This window comes from Mesorhizobium escarrei (genome assembly GCF_935825525.1).
In the GTDB taxonomy this organism is placed as follows: Bacteria; Pseudomonadota; Alphaproteobacteria; order Rhizobiales; family Rhizobiaceae; genus Mesorhizobium; species Mesorhizobium escarrei.
Map to the genome: position 1 here is coordinate 168,183 of NZ_CAKXZT010000113.1, position 25,770 is coordinate 193,952.

Here is a 25,770-nt window from a genome sequence, read left to right on the forward strand (position 1 = left end):
TCTCTCCGCTAAGCAGGCTCTCAGGACCCGTACAGGCGTTCCGACGAAAGCCCCTGTTCACAAGAAATTCCGCTTCGGCAACCGGCATTCCGGCGCCGAACGGCTTGGCGCGTATATAAGAACAGGCTGCGCGGCGCGCAAGCATTCTGCGCAAGGCGTCCAACATCCTTTTCTCGGGCCGGCCGGTTGTTCTCCGGCCATGGCACGGTGAGCCCAGGCCGCCCAGCGCTTCCATGAACCTTTCCGCGTCCGTTCGCGACAGACACCTAGGCAGCAAGGTCATTCTGGCGCCACGACGACTGGCCATTTTCGGGCCGATGCGGTAGGCCGGAAGCGGGCTTAGGAACGGAAAGGGGACATGGCTCAAAAGACCCTTATCGCGCCATCGGTGCTGGCGTCGGATTTTGCGAAGCTGGGCGACGAGGTCGAGGCGGTGGCGGCGGCCGGCGCCGACTGGATCCATCTCGACGTCATGGACGGCCATTATGTGCCCAACATCACCTTCGGTCCGCCGGTGATCAAGGCGATTCGCAACCGCACCAAGGCTTTCTTCGACTGCCACCTGATGATCGCGCCGGCCGACCCCTATCTGGCGGCTTTCGCCGAAGCCGGCTGCGACGGCATTACGGTGCATGCCGAGGCCGGGCCGCATCTCGACCGTTCGCTGCAGACGATCAGGGACCTCGGCAAGAAGGCCGGCGTATCGCTCAATCCGGCGACGCCGGAAACAGCGATCGAATATGTGCTCGACCGGCTCGATCTGATCCTGATCATGACCGTCAATCCGGGTTTTGGCGGCCAGACCTTCATCCCGGAAATCGTCGACAAGGTGAAGCGGGTGAAGGCGCTGATCGGCAATCGGCCGATCCGGATCGAGATCGACGGCGGCATCTCGCCGCAAACTGCGCCCCTGGTCACCGCCGCCGGCGCCAGCGTGCTGGTCGCCGGTGCAGCCATCTTCAAGGGCGTCAGCGTCGAAGCCTATCGGGCGAACATCGAGGCGATCAGGACAGCGGCCGACCGGGCGGCCGGCTGAGGCTGCCGGCGTCGTTACCAGAACGCGGCGTCTCTTCAGCCGGTCAGGAATTCGTTGGCCGACGCCGGTGCGCTTGTGCTCATGACATGCGGTCCCCCGGCCAAAATGTCTTTGTCCATTTTGACAATTGTTATTGGGTATATCTAAAACTGCATCCATATTCTCTGTCTCACCCCCATGCCTCTCCGGACCCTCCCGCAGGCTCCTCTTCGACGGTCGGATCGATGAACCGCAGCCCTTTCTTCGCTGACCTGCTGAACACCATCGCCGACCGCGGCCGGATGATGCTGAACCTCGTGCGCGGCGACGAGCCGGTTTCGGCCGACAGCCTGGCGCGTCTGTGCGTCCGTCTGCTTTCCAGCCAGGGCGAGGCATCGGGCGTCGCCTATGCAAGAGAAATCCTCGAGCGCTGGCGCACCCTCGGCGCCGACGGCAGGCTGGCTTTCCTGCATGTGCTGCGCGATCGTTTCGGCACCGATCACGCCAGGCTTGCCGCTGCGGTGGATGCCTATCGCGCCGCGCCCGACGATCGCTCGGCGCTTGCCCTGCACGACGCCGCCGAGCCGGCCAGGCAGGAGCTGCTGCGCCGCCTGAACCTGGCGCCCGGCGGCATCGAGACGCTGGTGCGCATGCGCGAGGATCTGCTTGCCCGGCTGCCAACATCGCCCGATCTCGCCATCGTCGATGCCGACTTCACGCACCTCCTGTCGTCATGGTTCAACCGCGGCTTCCTGGTGCTGCGACGGATCGACTGGTCGACGCCGGCCAACATCCTGGAAAAAATCATCCGCTACGAGGCGGTGCATGCCATCCACACCTGGGACGATCTACGCCGCCGGATCGAGCCCGCCGACCGGCTCTGCTATGCGTTCTTTCATCCGCAGCTCGGCGACGAGCCGCTGATCTTCGTCGAGGTCGCGCTGACCCGGGCGATGCCGACGACGATCGCCGAGCTGCTCGCCGACGAGCGGCCGCCGGTGCCGCCACGGCAGGCTACGACGGCGGTGTTCTATTCCATCTCCAACTGCCAGGAGGGCTTGCGCGGCATCTCGTTTGGCAATTTTCTGATCAAGCAGGTGGTCGAGGATCTGCGCCGCGACCTTCCCGGCCTGACCGATTTCGTCACTTTGTCCCCAGTGCCGGGCTTTGCCCGCTGGCTGGCCGAGCAGGCCGAAACCATCCCCACCGCCGCCGAAGTGTTAGACCTTGTCGCTGACGAGCGCTGGCCTGCGGATGCTGCCGTTCGCGACCGCGTGGGCCCGGCGCTGCTGCCGCTTGCGGCACAGTATTTCCTCGAAGCCCGCACCGGCTTCGGCAAGGTCATCGATCCGGTCGCCCGGTTCCATCTCGGCAATGGCGCGCGGCTGGAGCGCATCGACCTTTTCGGCGATCTGTCGCCCCGCGCCTTGCGTCAGGCGCATGGCCTGATGGTCAATTATCGCTACAAGCTCGACGACATCGAGAAGAACCACGAGCTGTTCGCTGCCAGGAACGATGTGGCGGCCGCGCCCGCCGTGCGCCGCCTGCTGCCGAAACCGGCGAGACCGGCCGCGCCGCGGCTTCCGGCGCCTGCCCAGGGGATTGAGGACAAGAGGGACATATGAGCAATCCACCCGCTTCAGGCTGCGGGCCGATCGGCTGATATCTTGGAGCAATTCCAGGAAAAGTGCCTAGCGGTTTTCCGTCCGGAATTGCGTAAAAACGAATACTTAGAGCGGTTCGGCGGTTCTATCAAAAGCTGAACCGCTCTAGACGCCCCTTGCGACACCGGCCCCGAAAACCCTGTTGCCTTCCATCCAGACGCTTCTCACCTCCAATTCGTCCGACAGCGCAACAATATCGGCGGCGGTGCCGTTGGCGAAGCGCCCGAGCCGGTGCGACTGGCCGATCGCCTGCGCCGGATAGAGCGAAGCCATGCGCAGCGCCTCTGACAGGTCCAGTCCGACGACGCGGTGGACGAAGCGCACGGCGGAGATCATGTCGAGGTCGGCGCCGGCCAGCGTCCCGTCGGCAAGCCGCAGGCTGCCGTCCTTGCGGTAGATGGTGCGGCCGTTCAGCGTGAACGAGGTCATCTCGGTGCTGATCGTCGCCATGGCGTCGGTGACCAGGAAAATTTTTGCCGGGCCCTGCTTGGCGCGCAAAGCGATGCCGATGGTGGCGGGATCGACATGGATGCCGTCGGCGATGATGCCGGCAAACAATGTGCCGGTACCGATGGCGGCACCCGCCAGACCCGGCTCGCGGTTGCCGATCTGGCTCATGGCGTTGAACAGATGGGTGACCATTGTTGCGCCGGCCTCAATGAACGCGCGCGCCTTGGCATAGCCGGTGTCGGAATGGCCGAGGCTGACGACGATGCCGGCCTCGACCAGCGCCGAAACCCTCGCCGGCTCCACCGATTCCGGCGCTACAGTCGTCAGCAGCACCGGCAGGGTTTTCCGCGCCGCAATCAGCATCGCTTGGTCGGCATCTGACATCGGCCGGATCAGCGCCGGGTCATGCGCGCCCTTGCGGGCGATCGACAGATGCGGGCCTTCTAAATGCAGGCCCAAAAAGCCCGGCACCTTTTGCCGTGCGGCCTCGGCCCCGGCGGCAACCGCCGCCGCGGTGATCTCAGGCGTGTCGGTGATCAGCGTCGGCAGCAGCGCCGTTGTGCCGAAGCGCGCGTGCGCCCGGCAGATGGTTTGGATCGAAGCGACATCGGGGTGGTCGTTGAGCATGGCGCCGCCGCCGCCATTGACCTGCAGGTCGACAAAGCCCGGTGCAAGCATGCCGCCGCCGGTTTCGATACGCTCGACGCCGGACGGAACAGCGCCAGCCGAAATGATGGCCTCGACGAGGCCGTCTCGCACGACAAGGGCAGCGTTGTCGTGCCAGTGGTCGCCGTCAAAAATCCGGGCGCCAGTCAGGGCAAAACGGTCGCTCATATGGTTTCCGTCACCTTGCGAAGATTGGGCGGCGTGTCCGGATCGAGGCCGCGATGGCGGGCAAAGGCCTCGACGAAGCCATAGAAGGATACGATCAGCGCCAGCGGGTCGGTCAGTGGATGGCCGGTGGCGACATGCGGCAGGTGCTGAGCGCTTGTCGCCTTGTCCGAAGTCACGAAGACGGCCGCGCCCTTGGCCGCCAGGTTGTCGGCGGCCTCTGCGACCGACGGCTCGGAAGCATCGCGGGCGGCGAGCGCCAGCACCGGAAAATCAGGCCCGACCAGCGCCAGCGGGCCATGCATGACTTCGGCGGCACTATAGGCCTCGGCGTGCATGGCGCAGGTTTCCTTGAACTTCAGCGCCGCCTCATTGGCGATCGCCGCGGACGGACCACGACCGAGGATGAACAGAGACTTCTGCGTCTCCAACGCACCGGCCAGCGCCATCCAGTCGCAGCCGATCGCTTTGCGGAAATGTTCCGGCAAACGGGCGAGCGCCGCCAGCAACTTGTCGTCGCCGGTGCTGTACGCCATCAAGGCGAGGCCGGCGACGGCTGAATTGACGAAGGTCTTCGTCGCCGCGACGCTGCGCTCCGGGCCGGCCAGGATGTCGATCGCATAATCGCAGGCCCGCGCCAGCGGCGAATCGGCGGTGTTGGTGATGGCGACGGTCAGCGAACCGCCGGCTCTCGCGGCTTGCGCCATGGCGACGATGTCCGGGCTCTTGCCCGACTGCGAGATCGCCAGGCAGGCCGAGCCGCCCAGCCTGAGCCTGGCGCCGTAAATCGAAGCGATCGACGGGCCGACCGATGCTACGGCAAGGCCGGCGGTCAGTTCCACCGCATACTTCATGAAGGTGGCGGCATGGTCGGAGGAGCCGCGCGCCACGGTGACGACGAAGTTTGGATCGCGCTCGCGAATGCCGCGCCCGGCTTCGGTCAGCACCGCTGCCGAGCCGTCGAGCAGGCGCGCGGTGGCTTCCGGGATCTCCTCGATCTCGCGCCGCATATGGGTAATTGTCGCACTCATGGCCGGCCCTCTTCACCCGGCCCGCTGAGCCGGAGCTCGGCGACGAAATCATAGGCGTCGCCCCTGTAGATCGAGCGGGTGAATTCGATCACCTTGCCGCTCGCCAGATAGGAAATACGCTCGATGTGCAGGCCGGCAATGCCAGGCGGCACTTCGAGCAGGCGCGCGTCGTCGTCGCCGAGATTGGCGGCGGAAATGCGCTGCACCGCCCGTACTGGCCGATGGCCGGTCGTTTCAAGCGCCGCGTAGAGCGACGAACCGATCGCCGCTGGGTCGGGCAGCACGCTGGCAGACAGTGCGGCGCGCTCGATCGCCAGCGGCGTGTCGTTGGCGATGCGCAGGCGTGCCACCCGCGCCACCAGTTCGTTGGACGACAGGCCGAGCACCATCATCTCGTCCGGCGAGGGCGCATAGAGGCCGCGGTCGAGCCAGGCCGAACGCACCGCCATACCGCGCCGCGCCATATCCTCGGTGAACGACGTCAGCCGCGACAGCGACTGCTCGACGCGCTCCATCCGCGGCGCGACGAAGGTGCCGGAGCCGTGACGCTGGACAAGGATGCCGCCCTTGACCAGGTCCTGCACCGCCTTGCGCACGGTGACCCGCGAAATGTCGGCCTTGCTGGCGATGTCGCGCTCGGACGGCAGCGCGTCGCCCGGCCCGATCAGGCCGCGATTGACCGCGTCCTCGATGCTCTTCCTGAGCTGCAGATAGAGCGGTGCGCCGCTTTGCGCCGACTGTTTCAGCGTGGCGAAGATCTGGTCGGCGGCTTCGCTCATCGCGCCGCCTCCGCCGCTTTGGCGAAGACCCGAACTGCCATCTGCACGGCGCCGCCCAGCGCGTCGTCGAGCGGCGGCTTCAGCAGCGCCCGGTAGCGCGCCGACAGGCGTGGTGCATAGAGCGGCGCCAGCCCGCCGAGCAGGCAGAGCGGATCGTCGTCGCCGAGATCGAGCACGCCAAGTGCTGCCTCGACGTCGGCGACCGCCTTGTCGAGGATCCAGTTGGCGACGGCGTCGCCCTTTTCGGCATGGTCGAAGACCTTCGGCGCGAAGCCGCCAAAATCGCCGGGTTTGGCGTTGGTGGTGAACTCGACCAGATCCTCGGGATTGTCGCGGAAGATGGCGAGCATGGCTTGCGTCAGCGGCGAGCCCTGGCGGATGCCGTCATAGGCGAGCAGCGTCTGTTCGAGCAGGTCGCGGCCGATGCGGGCGCCGCTGCCCTGGTCGCCGACCTGGAATCCCCAGCCGCCGATGGCGCGCGACTTGCCGGCCTTGCGCGCCATATAGGCGGTGCCGGTGCCGAGAATGGCCATGGCGCCGTCACCGGAACCGACCGCGCCTTCCAGCGCGATCTCGGCATCGGTCTCGACACGGCTGACGCTGAACGGCAGGATGGCTTCGAGCTGCTTCCTGTAGGTGCCGACATTGGCGCCGGCGAGGCCGAGAATGGCCGGCGTCTGTGGGATCAGCTCAGAATCCTGCCCGGCGGCGACAAACGCCTGCCGCGCCGCGTCGAGGATGTTGGCCCTGGCGCCGGTGAGATCGGTGCGGATGTTGGCCGCACCGCTCTTGGCGCGGCCAATGACGGTGCCGTCCGCTGTTGCAAGGGCCGCCCTGCAGCTGGTGCCGCCGCCATCGATGCCAAGCACGAGTTTCACACGATTTCTCCTCCGGGCGAATAATACCAATAAAATACCAATAGCCAAGGATTAATTTCCGTTTCAAAAAGATTAAGGCGTATTCGATTGAAAAATCTATGCTTTTTGCCGGAACGGCGATTTCAGGGCAGGGAAGTCGCTAATGCGTATGGACAAGTGGTATTTTTTTGGTATTGTTTTGCGGATTGGAGGGAAAGCGGATGGCCGAAACGCGCACCGAAGCGCTTCACCAGAATGCCGAGGGGCTGGACATCCAGGCTCCGGACGCCATCCTTTCCTCTTTGGCCAATGCGCAGATCGAGGCCGCCAAGGCGGTGCGCGGCGCCATTCCTGCCATCGCCAAGGCCGCCGAGATCATCGCCAGCCGGCTGGAGAGCGGCGGCAAGCTCGCTTACGCGGCGGCCGGCAGCTCGGGCCTGATGGCGCTGGCCGATGCGCTCGAACTGCCGGGCACCTTCGGCATTCAGCGCGACCGTATCGCCATCCTGATCGCCGGTGGCGACGATGCCTTCAAGACACTGGCCGGCGGGCCGGAGGACGACACCGACGAAGCCTCGGCAGCGGTCGCTGGCGCCGGCATCGGCGAGGGCGACTGCCTGATCGCGGTCTCGGCCAGCGGCTCGACGCCCTATGCGGTCAGGGCGCTCGATGACGCCAGGCGCCGCGGCGCGGCGACCATCGCCATCGCCAACAACAAGGATGCGCCGCTGCTTCGGCTGGCCGACATCGCCATCCTGCTCGAAACGTCGCCGGAGCTGATTGCCGGCTCGACGCGCATGGGCGCCGGCACCGCGCAGAAGATCGCGCTCAACATGCTGTCGACGCTGGCCGCCATCCATCTGGGCCATGTCCATGACGGCTACATGGTCAATCTCATGGCCGACAACATCAAGCTGCGCGACCGCGCCGCCCGCATCGTCGCGGCCATCAGCGGACGCGACAGGGACGATGCGGCGCAGCTGCTCGAGAACAGCGGCGGCGTCGTCAAGACCGCCATTCTGCTCGCCGCCGGCGCCGCCAGCGCCGATGCGGCCGAGAAGATACTGGAAGGCACCGGCCACAAGCTGCGCCCGGCGCTTTCCGCGATCGAGGGGAGCATGGGGCGGCAAGCCTCTGTTCTCAAAACCGAACCTGAAAAAGGTCAACAGGGAGACTGAGCATGACAAACAGACTACTGACGGCACTGCTTCTCGGCACCAGCATTCTCGGCTCGGCCGGAATGGCCTATGGCCAGGACGTAACGCTCAATATCGAAAGCTGGCGCGGCGACGACCTTGCCATCTGGAAGGACAAGCTGATCCCGGCTTTTGAGGCCAAGAACCCGGGCATCAAGGTGGTGTTCGCGCCGTCGGCGCCGACCGAATATGACGCAGCGCTCGGCGCCAAGCTCGCCGCCGGCTCGGCCGGCGACCTGATCACCTGCCGCCCGTTCGACAAGTCGCTGGAACTGTTCAAGAAGGGCAATCTTGCCGATATCTCGATGCTGCCCGGCATGGAGAATTTTTCTGACGTCGCCAAGGCCGCCTGGCAGACCGACGACGGCAAGGCGAGCTTCTGCGTGCCGATGGCTTCCGTCATCCACGGCTTCATCTACAACAAGGACGCCTTCGACCAGCTCGGCATCAAGGTGCCGACCACCAATGAGGAGTTCTACGCCGCGCTCGACAAGATCAAGGCCGACGGCACCTACATCCCGATGGCGATGGGCACCAAGGATCTCTGGGAAGCCGCGACCATGGGCTACCAGAACATCGGCCCGAACTACTGGAAGGGCGAAGAAGGCCGTCTGGCGCTGATCAAGGGCGAGCAGAAGCTGACCGATCCGCAGTGGGTCGAGCCGTTTGCCGAACTTGCCAAGTGGAAGCCCTATCTCGGCGACGGTTTTGAGGCGCAGACCTATCCGGACAGCCAGAACCTGTTCACCCTCGGCCGCGCCGCCATCTACCCGGCCGGCTCGTGGGAAATCGGCCTGTTCAACACCCAGGCGCAGTTCAAGATGGGCGCGTTCCCGCCGCCGGTGCCGAAGGCCGGCGACACCTGCTACATCTCTGACCACACCGACATCGGCATGGGCCTCAATGCGGCCTCGAAGAATGCCGATGCGGCCAAGACCTTCCTGACCTGGGTCGCCTCGCCGGATTTCGCCACCATCTACGCCAACGCGCTGCCGGGCTTCTTCAGCCTGAACAACACCCCGGTGAAGATGGAAGATCCGCTGGCCCAGGAATTCGTCGCCTGGCGCGACAAGTGCAAGTCGACGATCCGCTCGACCTATCAGATCCTGTCGCGCGGCACGCCGAACCTCGAGAACGAGACGTGGGTTGAATCCGCCAACGTCATCAACGGCACCGTCACGCCGGAAGCTGCCGCCAAGAAGCTGCAGGACGGCCTCGACAGCTGGTACAAGCCGGCGAAGTAAGGACGAGCGCTATCTCCCCCCTCGAGGGGGAGATGTCGCCGAAGGCGACAGACGGGGGTCGGTAAAGGCAGGCTGCGGCTTGATCGTTGCTGGAAAGCGCGATCGAAACCGCGATGGCGCGCTGCCTTGGCCGACCCCACCCCGCCTCGCTTTGCGAGGCACCCTCCCCTCGAGGGGGAGGGAGGCGCCGCGCCTTGGCGGCAAAAACCTGATCGGCGGGGACCGAACGCATGGCCGCAGCACCGAAACGACCGTTCCGCTGGCATATCGTCGTCTTCCTGGCGCCGGCGGTGCTGGTCTATACGGCGATCATGATCCTGCCGCTGGCCGGCACCCTGCAGCTCTCGCTGTTCCGCAACATCGACCAGGCCCAAGTCTTCGTCGGGTTCGAAAACTTCCGCAGGCTGTTCGGCGATCCCAACTGGTCGGTCAATTTCTGGAACGCACTGCGCAACAATGTCTGGTTCTTCATCATCCACATGATCGTGCAGAATCCGATCGGCGTGCTTTTGGCCGCACTGCTGTCCAGCCCGCGGCTCAGATTCTCCGCCTTCTACCGCACCGCGATCTTCGTGCCGACGATCCTGTCCTTCGTCATCGTCGGCTTCGCCTGGAAGCTGATCCTGTCGCCGCTATGGGGCGTGGCGCCGAACCTGATGGATCTCGTCGGCCTCAAAAGCCTGTTCACGCCGTGGCTCGGAAAAGAAGAATATGCGCTGACCACGCTCAGCCTGATCTCGGTGTGGCAGTTCGTCGGCATCCCGATGATGCTGATCTATGCGGCGCTGCTGTCGATCCCAGAGGAGGTGATCGAAGCGGCCGAATGCGACGGCATCACCGGCATGTCGCAGTTCTGGAAGATCAAGCTGCCGCTGATCCTGCCGTCGATCGGCATCATCTCGATCCTCACCTTCGTCGGCAATTTCAACGCCTTCGACCTGATCTACACCGCACAGGGTGCACTGGCCGGGCCGAACTATTCGACCGATATCCTCGGCACCTTCCTCTACCGCGCCTTCTTCGGTTTCCAGCTGCAGGTCGGCGATCCCAACATGGGCGCGGCGATCGCCACGATGATGTTCCTGATCATCCTTGGCGGCGTCTGCGTCTACCTGTTCCTCGTCCAGACGCGCCTGCGTCGCTATCAGTTCTAGGGGGCCAGACATGAGCACGGCAACCCGTTCCCTGCCCCGCACCATCGGCGCCCATGCGGTGCTGTTGACCTACACGGTGATCGCGCTGTTTCCGGTGATTATCGTCATCATGAATTCGTTTAAATCCCGCGCCGGCATCTTCGGCGCGCCGCTGACGCCGCCAACCCCGAAAACCTTCGACCTGATCGGCTACACCACTGTCATCGGCCAGGGCGATTTCATCCACTATTTCCAGAACAGCCTTGTCGTCACCGTCGCCTCGCTGTTCTTCGTGCTGCTGTTCGGCGCGATGGCCGCCTTCGCGCTGTCGGAATACCGTTTTCGCGGCAATTCGCTGATGGGGCTTTACCTCGCCCTCGGCATCATGATCCCGATCCGCCTCGGCACCGTCGCCATCCTGCAATTGATGGTGGCGAGCGGGCTGGTCAACACGCTGACGGCGCTGATCCTGGTTTATACGGCGCAAGGCCTGCCGCTCGCCGTCTTCATCCTGTCGGAATTCATGAAGCAGGTCTCCGACGATCTGAAGAATGCCGGGCGCATCGACGGCCTGTCCGAATACACCATCTTCTTCCGGCTGGTGCTGCCGCTGGTACGGCCGTCGATGGCGACGGTCGCCGTCTTCACCATGATCCCGATCTGGAACGATCTGTGGTTCCCGCTGATCCTGGCGCCGTCGGAGGAAACCAAGACGGTGACGCTCGGCGCCCAGCTGTTCCTCGGCCAGTTCGTCACAAACTGGAACGCCATCCTGGCCGCGCTGTCGCTGGCGATCATGCCGGTGCTGATCCTCTACGTCATCTTCTCGCGGCAGCTGATCCGCGGCATTACTTCAGGAGCGGTCAAGTGAACTCGGAAAAACCCCTTCGCGTCGTCGTCGCCGGCCTCGGCAATATGGGCCGCAGCCATGCGCTGGCCTATCACACCAATCCAGGCTTCGAGATCGCGGCACTGGTCAACCGCTCGGATCTGCCGCTGCCGGCCGGGCTTTCCGGCTATGGCATCAGGCGCGCCTTCGACGAGGCGCTGCTCGACGAAAGGCCCGATATCGCCTGCATCGCCACCTATTCCGACAGCCATGCCGACTATGCGGTGAAGGCGTTCGAGGCCGGCTGCCATGTCTTTGTCGAAAAGCCGCTGGCGACGACGGTGGCGGATGCCAAACGCGTCGTCGCGGCGGCCAAGGCCAATGGCAGAAAACTGGTGATCGGCTACATCCTGCGCCATCACCCTTCCTGGATCAGGCTGATTGCCGAGGCGCGAAAACTGGGCGGTCCCTACGTGTTCCGCATGAACCTCAACCAGCAATCCTCCGGCCATAGCTGGGAGACGCACAAGCAGTTGATGCAGACGACGTCGCCGATCGTCGATTGCGGCGTCCACTATCTCGACGTGATGCTGCAGATCACCGATGCCAGGCCGGTCGAGGTGCGCGGCATGGGTCTGAGGCTGACCGACGAGATTGCGCCCACGATGTACAATTACGGTCATCTGCAGGTGCTGTTCGACGATGGTTCGGTCGGCTGGTACGAGGCCGGCTGGGGGCCGATGATCTCGGAGACGGCTTTCTTCGTGAAGGACGTGATCTCGCCCAATGGCTGCGTGTCGATCGTCATGAAGGAGGGCGTCAGATCCGACGACATCGACACCCACACCAAGACCTCGACCCTCCGCCTGCACAGTGCGGCGACCGGCGCGGACGGCAAGTTCGCCAAGGCGGATGAGATGCTGTCGATGGAGGGTGAGCCCGGCCATCAGGCTCTTTGCGATCGCGAACAGGCTTTTCTGCTCAAGGCGATCCGCGAGGATCTCGACCTCTCCCGCCACATGGATGACGCGGTGAAGTCGCTCGCCGTCTGCCTTGCCGCCGACGAGAGCGTGCGCAGCGGGAAGGCGGTGCAATTGTGACAGGGGAATTTTCGTCAGGGGGTGCCCTGGCGCCCACATTCCAATCCGGAGGAACGAAGTGGGCGCGCTGAATATCGAGAATGTGAAAAAGGCGTTTGGGCAGGTCGAGGTGCTGAAGGGCATCAACCTCGAAGTGACCGATGGCGAATTCGTCGTCTTCGTCGGCCCCTCCGGCTGCGGAAAATCGACGCTGCTCAGGGTCATCGCCGGGCTGGAGGATTCGACCTCGGGGCGCGTGGTCATCGACGGCGCGGACGTCTCCGCCACGCCGCCGGCCAAGCGCGGCATCGCCATGGTGTTCCAGACCTATGCGCTCTACCCGCATCTGACGGTGAAGAACAATATGGGCCTCGGCCTCAAGCAGGCCGGCACGCCAGCGGCCGAGATCGACCGCCGCATCGGCATTGCCTCGTCGATGCTGTCGCTGGAGCCCTATCTCGCCAGGCGCCCGGCCGAACTTTCGGGCGGCCAGCGCCAGCGCGTCGCCATCGGCCGCGCCGTGGTGCGCGAGCCCAAGCTTTTCCTGTTCGACGAGCCTTTGTCCAACCTCGATGCAGCGCTGCGCGTCAACACCAGGCTGGAGATTGCGCAACTGCATCGCCGGCTGAAGGCGACGATGATCTATGTCACCCACGACCAGGTCGAGGCGATGACGCTGGCCGACAAGATCGTCGTCCTCAACGCCGGCAAGATCGAGCAGATCGGCGGCCCGATGGAGCTTTACAATGCGCCGGCGAATGAATTCGTCGCCGGCTTCATCGGCTCGCCGAAGATGAATTTCGTCGATGGCGCCAGGCTTGGCGAGACGGCCAAGACCATCGGCGTCCGTCCCGAGCACCTGACCGTCGATGCGAAATCCGGCGCCTGGAAGGGCACGGTCGTCCATGCCGAGCACCTCGGCGCCGACACCAACCTCTATCTCGACTGCGAAAAGGCCGGCCTGATCACCGTGCGCATTTTTGGTGTCTACAACGCCGAGCCTGGCGCCACGCTCTACGCGACGCCGGATCCGGCGAAGACTTATCGGTTTGGAGCCGATGGCAAGGTGCTGAAGTAGGATTGCGGCAAAGGTTGGCGCTGCCCCTCACCCTTACCCCCTCCCGTATAGTGACGGGGAGAGGGGGGCGTCAGCGCTGCAGCTTCGTCCTTCTCCCCGTCACTATACCTATCGGATTCACACATCGCAAAAATCGACTCAGGATCAATAACTTAGATGACCATCGGTGTTGGAAGCGCCGGATGCAGCGCGCGACCGGCGACGTTGAAAAAACTCGCTTTTCCAGCACGTTCCCTCGTGATCGATCAATCTCGGCAGAGATGTGTGAACATGATAGGTCACTATACGGGGAGAAGACACCGGCAGGCAGATGAGGGGCGGCGCAAACTTGCCAAACCGAAGCGCCTACGCGTCCGCCTTGAACGTCTGCTTCTGCATGCCCAGCCCTTCGATGCCGAGCTCGACGACGTCCCCGGGCTTCAGGAACACCGGCGGCTTCATGCCCAACCCAACGCCGGGCGGTGTGCCGGTCGAGATGATGTCGCCCGGATGCAGCGACATGAACTGGCTGAGATAGGAGACCAGATAGGCGACGCCATAGACCATGGTCTTGGTCGAGCCGTTCTGCATCGTCTTGCCGTTGACCTTCAGCCACATCGGGATGTTCTGCGGATCCTGGACCTCGTCCTTGGTCACCAGCCACGGGCCGATCGGCCCGAACGTGTCGCAGGACTTGCCCTTGGTCCACTGGCCCTGGCGCTCGGCCTGAAAGGCGCGTTCGGAAACGTCATGCGCGACGCAGTAGCCGGCGACATAATCCAGCGCCTCGGCCTCGGTGACGTATTTGGCTGTTCTGCCGATGACCACGCCAAGCTCGACTTCCCAGTCGGTCTTGACCGAGCCGCGCGGGATCAGCACGTCGTCGTCAGGCCCGACGATGGCCGAGCTTGCCTTCATGAAGATGATCGGCTCCGGCGGCACGGTGGCGCCGGTCTCGGCGGCATGGTCGGAATAGTTGAGGCCGACGCAGATGAATTTGCCGGTGCCGGCAACGCAGGCGCCGATGCGCGGATTGCCGGAGACCGCCGGCAGCGATTTCGGATCGAGCGTCGACAATGTCTCGAGCGATGCTGGGTCGAGCGCCTTGCCGGCAATGTCGGTGACATGGGCGGAGAGGTCGCGGATCGTTCCATCCGCATCGAGCAGGCCGGGGCGTTCGCTCCCCGCTTCGCCATAGCGCAGCAGTTTCATTCTTTTTCTCCTGGTTGCGACCCAGAGGCCGTTTGCAAACTCGCTCCGCTGCGGCGAATGGCGTGGTTCTCGAGAACCGGAGCGGAGCGTACTTAAAGTACGTGAGCCTAGGCAAGCGCAGAAAGCCGCGTCAGCGCCTGGCGGATCAGCGTTTTCAAATGGCCTGTTAAATCGACCAGCCACCGTCGATATTATAAGCCTGCCCTGACGTATAGGTGGCGCCGGCCAGATAGACGGCGAGATCGGCGATTTCCTCGGGCGTGCCGAGGCGGCCCATCGGCTGACGGGCGATGAAGGCGGCGCGGGCCGCCTCGTAGTCGCCCTGCGCATGCATGCGGTCCTCCAGCGACGGGCTCTCGACCGTGCCCGGGCAAATGGCGTTGCAGCGTATGCCCTTGCCGACATAATCGGCGGCAACCGATTTGGTCAGGCCGATGACCGCAGCCTTGGTCAGCCCATAGACGAAGCGGTTGGGCACGCCCTTGGTCGAGCCGGCCAGCGACGCCATGTTGATGATCGAGCCATCGCCGCGCTCCAGCATGCCGGGCAGCACGGCGCGGATGGTGCGGATCATCGAGCGAACGTTGAGATCCAGGGCAAAATCGAGATCGGCGTCCTTCATCTCAAGAATCGAGCCGGAGTGGACGAAGCCGGCGCAGTTGAACAGCACGTCGACGACGCCGATCTCGGAGAAGGCGGAGGTCACGGCCTCGTCGTTCAGCACGTCGAGCTTGCGGGTCTTGGTACCAGCCGTCTTGCCTAAGTCGGCGAGCAGCACCTCGTTGATGTCGGTGGCGTGGACGACAGCGCCCGCCCTGGCGAAAGCCAGCGCGCTCGCCCGGCCAATGCCCTGCGCCGCCGCCGTGACGACAACGATCTTGCCTGCCAGATCCGCCATGCTGTTCTCCTCTGTCGCCGTCCGGGTGCTATTCGCCTAGGGGCCGCAAATGTTTTTTCTCGGTAAAGAACATCATTTCTGCCGTCAAGCTCGGAGATCTCTTGGGTATCTCTGGGCCAGGGCAATCGCTTCAGGTTTGCGGCGCCGACGTCGACAATTGCAATCTACACACGGGCTCAGTCGCCGTAGGGCACCCAGACGTTCTTGACCTCGACGGCACGGCGCAGGAAGGCATCGCCGGCCGCCTCGGTCGACGTCCAGTCGAGGCTGCGGCCGTTGCCGGTCCAGACGCGCTTGAGATTGCCGACGGAGTCGGCTTCTGCCTTGGCGCAGGTCTCGGCATCGGCGAACAGCCAGAGCCCGTCGACATCGTCATGCCAGGCCAGCACGCCGCCGAGCTCGGCGCTGCGGCCGGTGACGATGTTGATGGCGCCGGCCGGGACGTCGGAATACTCGATGACCTGGTAGAGATCGGTGGCAAGCAGCGGATATTTTTCTGACGGCACCGCGACCACGGTGTTGCCCATGGCCAGCGCCGGCGCCAGCAGCGAGATCAGGCCGAGCAGCGGCGCATTGTCTGGCGCCACGATGCCGACGACGCCGACCGGCTCATGCAGCGCCAGCGCAACGGCGCGGGCCGGCGGCTGGTGGACGCGGCCCTCGAACTTGTCGGCCAGGCCGGCATAGAGGAACAGCCGCTCGATTGACAGCTCGACCTCGTCGCGCGCGGCCTTGGCGGTAGCGCCGGTAAGCTCGGTTAGACGCACGGCAAATTCGCCGGCGCGGCCGGACAGGTTTTCGGCCAGATAATACAGCACCTGGCTGCGGTTGTAGGCAGTCGCCTCCGGCCAGGCCTTGCAGGCGCGAGCAGCCGCAACGGCATCGCGAACATCCTTGCGGCTGCCGAGGCCGACCTCGCCGGCAAGCTTGCCCTTAGCCGAGGCGACGGCAAGCGAATAATTGCCGTCAGGCCGCACCTGCTTGCCGCCGATGAACAGCTTTGCCGTCCGATCGATGGCGCCGCTTTCCGCCTGCTCGACGGGCTGGGCCCCAGGCGTTGCCGGCTTGACGACCGGGCCGAGCGGCAATTTTGCCGAAAAATATTCGAACATGCCCTCGCGCCCGCCTTCGCGGCCAAAACCGCTCTCGCGATAACCGCCGAAGCCGCAGGCGGCGTCGAACATGTTGGTGCCGTTGACCCAGACGACGCCGGCCTTCAATTGCGGCGCGACGTGCAGCGCGAGGTTGACGTTCTCGCTCCACACCGAGGCGGCCAGGCCGTAGCGCGTGTTGTTGGCCAGTTCGACCGCTTCCTCGGTGTTGCGGAAGGTCATGGTCGCCAGCACCGGGCCGAACACCTCTTCCTGCGCCAGGATGTTAGCCGGCGAAACGCCTGTCGCCAGCGTCGGCAAATGGTAATAGCCGGAGGACGGCAGCGCCACGTCGGGCTGCCAACAGACGGCGCCCTGCCTGGCGCCTTCGGCGACCAGCCCTTTGACGCGATCGAGTTGGGTCAGGTCGACCAGCGGGCCGATGTCGGTGTTCTTGTCGAGCGGGCTGCCGACGCGCAGCCGGCTCATCCGCGTCTTGACCTTGGCGATGAAGGCTTCAGTGATGCCTTCCTGCACCAAAAGGCGCGAGCCGGCACAGCAGACCTGGCCCTGGTTGAACCAGATGCCGTCGACCAATCCCTCGACGGCGCTGTCGAGATCGGCGTCCTCGAAGACGACGAAGGCCGACTTGCCGCCAAGCTCAAGCGATATTTTTTTCCCTGATCCGGCGGTGGCCTTGCGGATGATCTTGCCGACCTCGGAAGAGCCGGTGAAGGCGATTTTTTGGACGCCGGCATGATTAACGATTGCCGCGCCCGCTTCCGGCCCGCCGTGGACGATGTTGACGACACCCTTCGGCACGCCGGCGCGCTGACAAATCTCGGCGAACAGGATGGCGGTGAGCGGGGTGAACTCGGCCGGCTTCAGCACCACTGTGCAGCCGGCGGCGAGCGCCGGCGCGATCTTCCAGGCCAGCATCAAGAGCGGGAAATTCCACGGGATGATCTGACCGACGACACCGACACCCTTCTGATCCGGAAAATCCCTGTCCAGTGCCTGCGCCCAGCCGGCATGATGGATGAAATGGCGGATGGCCAGCGGCACGTCGATGTCGCGGCTTTCGCGGATCGGTTTGCCGTTGTCGATCGATTCCAGCACCGCGAACAACCGCTGATGACGCTGCATGGCGCGGCCGATGGCATAGAGCACTTTGGCCCGGCTGTAGCCAGAGCTGGCGCTCCATTTCGGCAGCGCTTTTGTCGCGGCCGCAACCGCCGTGTCGATATCGGCAGCTCCGGCATCCGAGACCTTGGCCAGCAGTTTTCCTGAAGACGGGTCGCTGGTATCAAAAGTCTTGCCGCCCGCGGCTGCCTTCCAGTCGCCGCCGATGAACAGCGCTTTGGAGAAATCACGCGCCGCAAGCCAGGCATCGGCCTCGTTGCGGGTCTCCGGCGCCGGACCGTAGTCCATGGCGTGATAGCGTTCGAGAATGTTCATGGAGCGCTCCAGATAATCGTCTTGGTGGGCGTTCTGTGGCGCCCCCCTCTGTCCTGCCGGACATCTCCCCCACGAGGGGGGAGATCGGCTGTTCCGCCGACACCGCCTCTTTTTTCGAGGTTGGCCGTTGGCGAAATCAAAGATGACAGCCAATCTCCCCCCAAGTGGGGGAGATGTCCGGCAGGACAGAGGGGGGCGCCACAGAACTCCACGTTCAAGGCCGCCTCACGCCATCGCGTGGCGATGATTGGCCGAGTAATGACCGGTCAGATGATGCTCCAGTTGGCGCTCGATGTCGGTCAGCAGGCTCGACGCGCCGAAGCGGAACAGGTCCGGCTCCAGCCACCGCCGTCCCAACTCCTCCTTCATCAGCACCAGCCAGTCGAGCGATGCCTTGGCGGTTGAAATGCCGCCGGCCGGCTTGAAGCCGATGAGATAGCCGGTTTCCTCGAAATAGGCGCGGATGGCGCGCACCATGGCAAGGCCGACCGGCAGCGTCGCGTTGACGCTTTCCTTGCCGGTCGAGGTTTTTATGAAATCGGCGCCCGCCATCATCGCCACCATCGACGCCAGCATGACGTTGTGCAGCGTAGCGAGGTCGCCGGTGCCGAGGATGACCTTGAGATGCGCCTCGCCGCAGGCGGCCCGCATCGAGACGATCTCGTTATAGAGTTCCTGCCATTTCGCGGCGAAAACCAGGCCGCGCGGAATGACGACGTCGATCTCGTCGGCGCCGTCGCTGACCGAGGCTTCGATCTCCTGCAGGCGCGTCGACAGCGGGGTGAGGCCGTGCGGGAAGGCGGTGGATACGGCGGCGACATGGATGCCGCTGCCGCGCAGCGCATCGACGGCGGTGGCGACGAAGGGATGATAGACGCAGACCGCCGCCGGACGGATCTTTTCACCTGAAATGCCGAGCCCTTCGACGATGTCGCGGCGGAAAGGATTGACCGCCTTGGCGCAGAGCCGCCGCACGCGCTCGTCGGTGTCGTTCGAGTTCAGCGTGGTCAGGTCCATGCAGGCGACGGCGCGCAGCAGCCAGGCGGCCTGGTTGTCGGCCTTGATCGAGCGCCGCTTGGTCAGGCTGGCGACACGCCGTTCCAGCGCCGAGCGGTTGACGCTGCGCATCGATTCCATGAAGCCGAGATCGAGCTTCATGCCGGGATTGCGGGCAATGCCGTGCGCTTGCGGCGCCGGCGCGTTGGCGGCGCTGCGCGCCGGCAGCGGCGTGATCCTGGAAGGGCCCAACCTGTCGGCATCAAGATCGGCCTCGCGAATTGTGCTGCTCATCTCCTGCCCTTTCGTTCGACGACTTATGCCGAAGATAGCCCGTGAAGCAGCGCTTCACGAGTCCTTCAGGCGGTCATAGAGGAAAAAGGTTGCTGTGACATCAGCCGAACAGCGCGGCGCTGGGGATTAGCCACAGGCCACCATGCCTTCGTCATCCCAGGGCGAAGCAAGGAGCGAAGCGACGCGGCGCAGGCCCTAGGATCCATGCCGTTACATCGGCCGAGGAATGCAGCGACTCAGGATAAATGCTGATCTGTAGCGATCCTTGGCGCCCCCTCTGTCCTGCCGGACATCTCCCCCACAAGGGGGGAGATCGGCAGCTTCAGCGCTCCGTTCACTCTTGCGGCGGTGGTGATTGGCGAAAGCCGGGATCACGGCCGATCTCCCCCCAAGGACAGAGGGGGGCGCTGTCCCGCCGGCATCAAAGGTTCTGCACCGTCGTGACGCTCTGATGTCACGGAATGGATCCCAGGGTCTGCGCCGCGTCGCTTCGCTCCTTGCTTCTCCCTGGGATGACGAAGTGTGTCGAGGCTCTACCCGACGAAAGCGCGCTCAACGACGAAGCTTGCCGGATGATGCAGCGAGCCTTCCTCGAAGCCGAGGCTTTCGGCCAGTTCCTTGACATCCCTGAGCATATGCATCGAGCCGCAGATCATGATGCGGTCGGTCTCGGGGTCGAGCTTGTCGATGCCGAGATCGGCATAGAATTTTCCCGAGCCGATCAGCGCGGTGATGCGGCCCATGCGCTCGGAGGTTTCGCGCGTGGTCGAATTGTAGAGCGTGACGCGGCCACCGGTCAGTTCGCCGATCAGCGGGTCGTTCTCCAGCTCTGCAACCAGCTCCTGGCCGTAGGTGAGTTCGGCATTGTCGCGGCAGGTGTGGGTCAGGACGACCTGCTCGAATTTCTCAAAAGTGTCGGGATCGCGCAGCAGGCTGGCGAAGGGCGCGATGCCGGTGCCGGTCGAGATCATGAACAGGCGCTTGGCCGGGGTCAGCGCGTCGACCACCAGCGTGCCGGTCGATTTCTGCCGCATGATGACGGTGTCGCCGATCTCGATTTTCTGCAACTCCGAGGTCAGCGGGCCGTCCGGCACCTTGATCGAGAAGAATTCCAGTTCGTCGTCCCAGGCAGGGCTGGCGATCGAATAGGCGCGGAACACCGGCTTTTCGGCGTTGGGCAGGCCGATCATGACGAATTCGCCGGAGCGGAAACGCAGCGACTGCGGCCGGGTGATGCGGAACGAAAACAGCCGGTCGGTATAGTGCTTCACCGAGACGACGGTTTCGGCATAGACATTGGCCGGTATCGGGAACTGCAGCGGCCGGGCGCCGGCGATGTTGAGCGCGGATGTGGTGTTCATCAAACCTAACCTTCTGGCCAACCCGAGGTGCTGACGCCAAACCTTCTGCTGCGCGCCCGAACCGATCAGGTTCCGGCGTGCCGTTTGCCCACGACGAAGCGGTAAGCTCTTGTGTCCGGAATTTATTAGTATACAAATGATATTTGCGTCAAGACGCCAGCGGGAAACACCTTTCCAAACTGAGACATATCTGTAGTCCTGACATTTCGGATTTCGACAATGGAAGAGAATTTTTCGGCGCAGACGCTGGATTCCTCGGGCAGCGTCGTCGCCGGCATCGATGTCGGCGGAACCTTTACCGACCTGCTTCTGATCGACGGGCGTCACGGTGGCAAGGTGCATATCGCCAAGACCCCGACCACCATCGACAACCAGGCTTTTGGGGTCGTTTCGGCGCTCGGTGCCACCGGTTTTCCCATCCGCGGCATCGACCTCATCGTGCACGGCACGACCACCACCACCAACGCGGTGCTCGAACGCCGGCTGGCCAAGACCGGCATGATCACCACGCGCGGCTTTCGTGACGTCATCGAGCTTGGCCGGCGCACACGGCCGCAGGCCTATGGCATGACCGGCCGCTTCGTCCCGATCATTCCGCGCAATCTGCGCCTAGAAGTGTCGGAGCGCGTCGAAGCCTCGGGCGCGGTGCGCATTCCGCTCGACGATGCCGAAATGCGCGCAGCGGTGAAGGCGCTGATCGCGGCCGGTTGCGAATCCCTCGTCATTCATTTCCTGCATTCCTACGCCAATCCGGAACATGAGCGGCGCGCCGCCGAGATCGCCGCCGAGCTTTGGCCGAACAGCTACATCACCACCGGCCATGCATTGCTGTCGGAAGCGCGCGAATTCGAGCGCGGCGTCACCGCTTCGGTCAACGCCTCGGTGCAGCCGATCCTCGAACGCTACGTCGAGCGGCTGCGCAAGGAATTGGCAGCAAAAGGCTACGCCCGCGACTTCCTGATCATGAACGGCAATGGCGGCATGATCTCGGCCCGCTTTGTCACCCGTGAATCGGCCAAGACCGTGATGTCGGGTCCGGCCTCCGGCGTCATCGCCGCCGCCTATACCGGAAAACGCGCCGGCTTCGAAAACCTGGTCACCTACGACATGGGCGGCACCTCGACCGACGTGGCGCTGATCCGCAATGCCGAACCGGCGGTGTCGAACGAGATCGAGATCGAATATGCGATGCCGATCCATGTGCCGATGGTGGCGGTGCACACCGTCGGCGCCGGCGGCGGCTCGATCGCCCGCGTCGATGCGGCCGGCCTGATCCAGATCGGCCCGGAAAGCGCCGGCGCCAATCCCGGCCCGATCTGCTACGGGCGCGGCGGCAGCGAGCCGACCATCACCGATGCCAACCTGGTGCTCGGCCGGCTGGCGCCGAACAAGCTGCTCGCGGTCGAAAATCCGGTCACCGTCGAACGCGTCACCGGCATATTCGAGGACAGGATCGGCCGCCCCACCGGCCTGTCCGGCGTCGAGGCGGCGGGCGCGGTGCTGCGGCTCGGCAACATCAAGATGGCCGGCGCCATCCGCATGGTCTCGGTGTCCCGCGGCCACGACCCGCGCGATTTCGCGCTGTTCGCCTTCGGCGGCGCCGGGCCGCTGCATGCGACAGCGCTGGCGCGCGAACTCGGCCTGCCAAAAGTGCTGGTGCCGGCGCGGCCAGGCATCACCAATGCGCTCGGCTGCGTCGTCGCCGATCTCAGGCACGATTTCGTCAACACCGTCAACCAGGCGGTGGCCGGTCTCGATGAAACCCAGCTTCACACGATATTGGAACGACACCGAAACGAGGGCGAAGAGCTGATCGGCAAGGAAGCGGTGAAACCGGAGACGATCCGCGTCAGCCATTCCGCCGACATGCAGTTCGTCGGCCAGACCCACATCATCAATGTACCGCTGCCGTCATCCACGGTGACACGTGAAACATTGCAGCAACTGTTCGAAAAGGCCTATTTCGCCCGCTTCAAGGTCGAGCTGCCGGAAATCCGCGCCAATCTGGTCAACCTCAACACCTCGGTCACCGGCGTGCGGCCGGCGATCGATCTTTCGCGATTGATCGACCCGGCTGGCCGCGCCAAAACGCTCGACGAGGCGCGCCGCGAGATCCGGCCGGTCTGGTACGGCGGACGCTGGCACGATACGCCGGTCTACAGCAGGGAAAAGCTGCCGCTCGACGCCGTCGTTGAAGGGCCGGCGATCCTCGAACAGATGGACGCCACCACTGTGCTCGAGCCCGGCGACCGGGCGCGCTCGGACGCCGACGGCAACATCATCATCGACATCGGCATTGAGGCCTGAGATGCAAAAGCTCGACGCCATTACGCTTTCGGTCATCCAGGCGGCGCTGCAACAAGTCTGCGACGAGATGGACCTGACGTTTTCGCGCGCTGCCTTTTCGCCGGTTATCGCCGAGGCCAATGACCGTTCCGACGGCATCTATTCGGCGCTCGACGGCTCACTGATCGCGCAAGGCAGCCAGGGCCTGCCGGTGTTCGTCGGCGTGATGCAGTATTCGACCAGAACGGTGATCGAAATGATCGCCGACGGACGCTGCCTGCCGCCGGAGCCCGGCGATATCTACATCGTCAATGACCCCTATCTCGGCGGCACCCATCTGATGGACGTGCGCTTCGCCATGCCGGTTTACAGGGACGGAAAAATATTCTGCTGGCTGTCGAACACCGGCCACTGGCCCGATATCGGCGGCTCGGTCCCGGGCGGCTTTTCCGCCTCGGCAACGGCGGTCGAGCAGGAAGGCCTGCGGCTGCCGCCGGTGAAACTGTTCAAGAAGGGCGTGCTCGATCCCGAGATCTACGCCATCATCTGCTCGAACATCAGGGTTGCCGACCAGCGCATCGGCGACATCCGGGCGCAAGCGGCAGCACTGCTGATCGGTCAGGACAGGCTTAATGGAATCCTGGATCGTTACGGTAATGAAACAGTCGTCGAGGCCGTCGCCGAATTGCGCCGCCGCGCCGCCGAACAGATGCGCGCCAACATATCGGCCATTCCCGACGGCATTTATCGCTCCAAGGCATTCGTCGATTCCGACGGGGTGGTGAACGAGCCGCTGACCATCGCGCTTGCCGTGGAGAAACACGGCGACACGCTCAGCTTCGATTTCTCAGACTCGTCAAAGCCGTGCGCCGGGCCGATGAACAGCGTGCTGGCGACGACCTTGTCGTCGGTGTACCTCGCCATGCGCCACATTTTCCCCGACGTGCCGATCAGCGCCGGCGCCTTCGAGCCGCTGGTTGTCAAGCGGCCGGAAGGCACTTTTCTCGACGCCAAATATCCGCGCCCGGTGTCGGGCTGTGCGGCCGAGGTCTCGCAGCGCATCGCCGAGGCGGTGTTCGCGGCAATGGTTCAGGCGCTGCCGGACAAGGTGACGGCGGCTCCGGCCGGCTCCAGCGGCAATTTCGCGCTCGGCGGCAACGACCCGGCCCGCGGCCGCGACTACGTCATGTACCAGATCTCCGGCGGCGGCTATGGCGGCAATGCCGGTCATGACGGCTTGAGCAATGGCTGCTCGACCATCGGCATTTCCAAATCGCCGCCGGTCGAAATCATGGAGCAGGCTTTTCCGGTGCTCTACCGCCATTATGCCCTGCGCGAGGGCTCGGGTGGCGCCGGCAAGCATCGCGGCGGTTTCGGCCTCGCCTATGAGGTCGAGATCCTGCGCGGCGACGCCCGCGCCTCCTTCGTCATGGACCACGGCCGTTTCGGCCCGCAGGGCGCGCTCGGCGGCAGGGACGGCGCGGTCAACACGGTGACCGTTTTTCGCGACGGCAGGGAACATGTGCCGCCGCACCTCTCCAAGGAGCAGGACATCGCGCTGAAAACCGGCGACCGCGTGCGCGTCGGCACACCGGGCGGCGGCGGCTATGGCGATCCCCTGCAGCGCGACCCGGAGCTGGTGCTGCGGGATGTCAGGCTGGGGTATTATACGCCCGAACAGGCCAGCGAGAAATTTGGCGTTGCCCTGTCGGCGGACGGGTCGGCAATCGACCAGGCCGCCACCGAGCGGGCACGAGCAGCCGGCTGACCGCCGAAGCTCTCAATCAGCATGCTGCGCCGTGATCGCCGCAGGGCATGTCGCTTCCGTCTCCGCCGCGCCCACAAAACTCCGTAGACTCTTCTATCAATGGAGATCTGGATCATGCGCCTTTTCGCTCGTTTCTTGGCTGCCGCTTCCATCGCGATGGCGGTCGCCACCGGCGCTGCCTCCGCCCAGGACAGGAAACTCAGGCTTGGCACCGAGGGCGCCTATCCGCCCTTCAACTATGCCAATGCCGATGGTACGCTGGGCGGCTTCGACATCGATCTCGGCAAGGCGCTGTGCGCCGAGATGAAGGCCGAGTGCGAGTTCGTCGTGCAGGATTTCGACGGCTCGATCCCGGCGCTGCAGGCGGGCAAGTTCGACGCCATCATCAACATCACCATCACGCCGGAACGCGCCGAGAAGGTCGACTTCACCCACAAATACTACCAGACGCCGCCGGCCATCGCAGTGCCGAAGGATTCGACTGTATCAGGCACCTCGCCCGAGGACCTGAAAGGCAAGGCGCTTGGCGTGCAGAGCGCCACGATCCACCAGAATTTCGCCGAGCAGAAATACGCAGGCTCGACCATAAAACCGTATCCGACCGGCGACGACGCCCGCACCGACATGGTCAATGGTCGCCTCGACGCGGTGATGGACGGCTCGATCCTGCTGACCGAATGGCTGGAGAAGCCGGAGGGCGCCTGCTGCAAGCTGCTCGGCACCCTGGCCCCCGACCCGGCCATCCATGGCCCAGGCGTCGGCATCGCGCTGCAGAAGGGCAACAAGGAACTGGTCGAAAAGCTCGATGCGGCGATCGACGCGCTGCGCGCCAACGGCAAATACAAGGAAATCAACGACAGGTATTTTGCCTTCGACGTCTACGGCGAGTAGGCGGGGAGCAGCGAGCGGAGTGCTTGTTCAAACGCCAGGGCAATTGCTGTAGGCTGCCCATCATCGCTACATCGCTTCGTCATCCTGGGGCGAAGCAAGGAGCGAAGCGACGCGGCGCAGACCCCAGGATCCATGCCGTGCCCCCAGAGCGTCACGGCGGTGCAGAACCTTTGATAGCGGAGCGAGGCGCCCCCCTCTGTCCTGCCCTCTTTGCCAAAAACTTGGCATCTCCCCCACAAGGGGGGAGATCGGCAGCTTTGGCGTACCGCTCGCTCTTGCAACGGTGGCGGTTCGCGAAGGCGGTGGTGACGGCCGATCTCCCCCCAAGTGGCAGGGCTATCGCATTTGAG

Annotated in this window: 20 protein-coding genes; 11 read left to right on the forward strand and 9 right to left on the reverse strand. The window is 64.3% G+C overall.

Annotated elements, in window-relative coordinates:
- The first annotated feature begins 358 nt into the window (after nt 1-358).
- Together rpe and NMG80_RS08460 are read left to right on the forward strand one after the other, a co-directional pair.
- A complete protein-coding gene (rpe, locus tag NMG80_RS08455; protein WP_254017694.1) occupies nt 359-1,036 on the forward strand; it encodes a ribulose-phosphate 3-epimerase in 678 nt (225 codons plus the stop codon).
- Nucleotides 1,037-1,260: 224 nt separating this feature from the next.
- The gene (locus NMG80_RS08460; RefSeq protein ID WP_254017695.1) at nt 1,261-2,640 is read left to right on the forward strand and encodes a malonyl-CoA decarboxylase; all 1,380 of its coding nucleotides are present in this window, start codon (nt 1,261-1,263) and stop codon (nt 2,638-2,640) included.
- Nucleotides 2,641-2,784: 144 nt separating this feature from the next.
- Here the strand turns inward: NMG80_RS08460 and nagA are convergent, their stop codons facing one another.
- Genes nagA through NMG80_RS08480 form a run of 4 tightly spaced genes read right to left on the reverse strand, consistent with a single transcriptional unit; the run spans nt 2,785 to nt 6,648 of the window.
- Nucleotides 2,785-3,963 carry an N-acetylglucosamine-6-phosphate deacetylase gene (gene nagA, locus NMG80_RS08465; protein ID WP_254017696.1) on the reverse strand — a complete coding sequence of 393 codons (1,179 nt, stop codon included), beginning with the start codon at nt 3,961-3,963 and terminating at the stop codon, nt 2,785-2,787.
- Entirely contained in the window at nt 3,960-4,991 is a 1,032-nt protein-coding gene (locus tag NMG80_RS08470) for an SIS domain-containing protein (protein ID WP_254017697.1), read from the reverse strand. The genes nagA and NMG80_RS08470 overlap by 4 nt, the downstream gene beginning before the upstream one ends.
- A complete protein-coding gene (locus NMG80_RS08475) occupies nt 4,988-5,770 on the reverse strand; it encodes a GntR family transcriptional regulator (protein WP_128244746.1) in 783 nt (260 codons plus the stop codon). The genes NMG80_RS08470 and NMG80_RS08475 overlap by 4 nt, the downstream gene beginning before the upstream one ends.
- Complete coding sequence (locus NMG80_RS08480) at nt 5,767-6,648, reverse strand: glucosamine kinase nucleotide-binding domain-containing protein (protein WP_254017698.1); 882 nt, start codon at nt 6,646-6,648, stop codon at nt 5,767-5,769. The genes NMG80_RS08475 and NMG80_RS08480 overlap by 4 nt, the downstream gene beginning before the upstream one ends.
- A gap of 200 nt (nt 6,649-6,848) precedes the next feature.
- On the opposite strand from NMG80_RS08480, the gene NMG80_RS08485 reads away from it, so the two are divergent.
- The 6 genes from NMG80_RS08485 to NMG80_RS08510 all read left to right on the forward strand — a co-directional run bounded on the left by NMG80_RS08485 (nt 6,849) and on the right by NMG80_RS08510 (nt 13,186).
- The gene (locus NMG80_RS08485; RefSeq protein WP_254017699.1) at nt 6,849-7,805 is read left to right on the forward strand and encodes an N-acetylmuramic acid 6-phosphate etherase; all 957 of its coding nucleotides are present in this window, start codon (nt 6,849-6,851) and stop codon (nt 7,803-7,805) included.
- 2 nt (nt 7,806-7,807) lie between these two features.
- Nucleotides 7,808-9,067, forward strand: a complete 1,260-nt coding sequence (locus NMG80_RS08490; protein ID WP_254017700.1) for an ABC transporter substrate-binding protein — start codon at nt 7,808-7,810, stop codon at nt 9,065-9,067.
- A gap of 230 nt (nt 9,068-9,297) precedes the next feature.
- Nucleotides 9,298-10,221 carry a carbohydrate ABC transporter permease gene (locus NMG80_RS08495; protein ID WP_236370776.1) on the forward strand — a complete coding sequence of 308 codons (924 nt, stop codon included), beginning with the start codon at nt 9,298-9,300 and terminating at the stop codon, nt 10,219-10,221.
- A gap of 10 nt (nt 10,222-10,231) precedes the next feature.
- Nucleotides 10,232-11,071: a carbohydrate ABC transporter permease gene (locus NMG80_RS08500; protein ID WP_254017701.1), complete on the forward strand. Its 840-nt coding sequence runs from the start codon at nt 10,232-10,234 to the stop codon at nt 11,069-11,071.
- On the forward strand, nt 11,068-12,129 hold the full coding sequence (locus NMG80_RS08505) for a Gfo/Idh/MocA family protein (protein ID WP_254017702.1): 1,062 nt from the start codon (nt 11,068-11,070) through the stop codon (nt 12,127-12,129). Before NMG80_RS08500 ends, NMG80_RS08505 begins: the two co-directional genes overlap by 4 nt.
- Nucleotides 12,130-12,187: 58 nt before the next feature.
- Nucleotides 12,188-13,186: an ABC transporter ATP-binding protein gene (locus NMG80_RS08510; protein WP_254017703.1), complete on the forward strand. Its 999-nt coding sequence runs from the start codon at nt 12,188-12,190 to the stop codon at nt 13,184-13,186.
- Nucleotides 13,187-13,531: 345 nt separating this feature from the next.
- Here the strand turns inward: NMG80_RS08510 and NMG80_RS08515 are convergent, their stop codons facing one another.
- The 5 genes from NMG80_RS08515 to NMG80_RS08540 all read right to left on the reverse strand — a co-directional run bounded on the left by NMG80_RS08515 (nt 13,532) and on the right by NMG80_RS08540 (nt 20,475).
- Nucleotides 13,532-14,377 (reverse strand): fumarylacetoacetate hydrolase family protein, encoded by an 846-nt coding sequence (locus NMG80_RS08515; RefSeq protein WP_254017704.1) that lies wholly within the window; start codon nt 14,375-14,377, stop codon nt 13,532-13,534.
- Between the two features lie 166 nt (nt 14,378-14,543).
- Nucleotides 14,544-15,275 (reverse strand): SDR family oxidoreductase, encoded by a 732-nt coding sequence (locus NMG80_RS08520; protein WP_254017705.1) that lies wholly within the window; start codon nt 15,273-15,275, stop codon nt 14,544-14,546.
- 176 nt (nt 15,276-15,451) lie between these two features.
- Nucleotides 15,452-17,824 (reverse strand): aldehyde dehydrogenase family protein, encoded by a 2,373-nt coding sequence (locus tag NMG80_RS08525; protein WP_254017706.1) that lies wholly within the window; start codon nt 17,822-17,824, stop codon nt 15,452-15,454.
- A 225-nt stretch (nt 17,825-18,049) separates the two neighbouring features.
- Entirely contained in the window at nt 18,050-19,114 is a 1,065-nt protein-coding gene (gene deoC / locus NMG80_RS08535) for a deoxyribose-phosphate aldolase (RefSeq protein WP_254017707.1), read from the reverse strand.
- A gap of 533 nt (nt 19,115-19,647) precedes the next feature.
- On the reverse strand, nt 19,648-20,475 hold the full coding sequence (locus NMG80_RS08540) for a ferredoxin--NADP reductase (protein ID WP_027155993.1): 828 nt from the start codon (nt 20,473-20,475) through the stop codon (nt 19,648-19,650).
- 219 nt (nt 20,476-20,694) lie between these two features.
- Here NMG80_RS08540 and NMG80_RS08545 point away from each other — a divergent pair, with 219 nt between their 5' ends.
- The 3 genes from NMG80_RS08545 (at nt 20,695) to NMG80_RS08555 (ending at nt 25,420) form a co-directional block, all read left to right on the forward strand.
- Nucleotides 20,695-22,782, forward strand: a complete 2,088-nt coding sequence (locus tag NMG80_RS08545; RefSeq protein ID WP_254017708.1) for a hydantoinase/oxoprolinase family protein — start codon at nt 20,695-20,697, stop codon at nt 22,780-22,782.
- A gap of 1 nt (nt 22,783) precedes the next feature.
- Entirely contained in the window at nt 22,784-24,529 is a 1,746-nt protein-coding gene (locus tag NMG80_RS08550) for a hydantoinase B/oxoprolinase family protein (RefSeq protein WP_254017709.1), read from the forward strand.
- 114 nt (nt 24,530-24,643) lie between these two features.
- Nucleotides 24,644-25,420 (forward strand): ABC transporter substrate-binding protein, encoded by a 777-nt coding sequence (locus NMG80_RS08555; protein WP_254017710.1) that lies wholly within the window; start codon nt 24,644-24,646, stop codon nt 25,418-25,420.
- Nucleotides 25,421-25,770 lie beyond the last annotated feature (350 nt).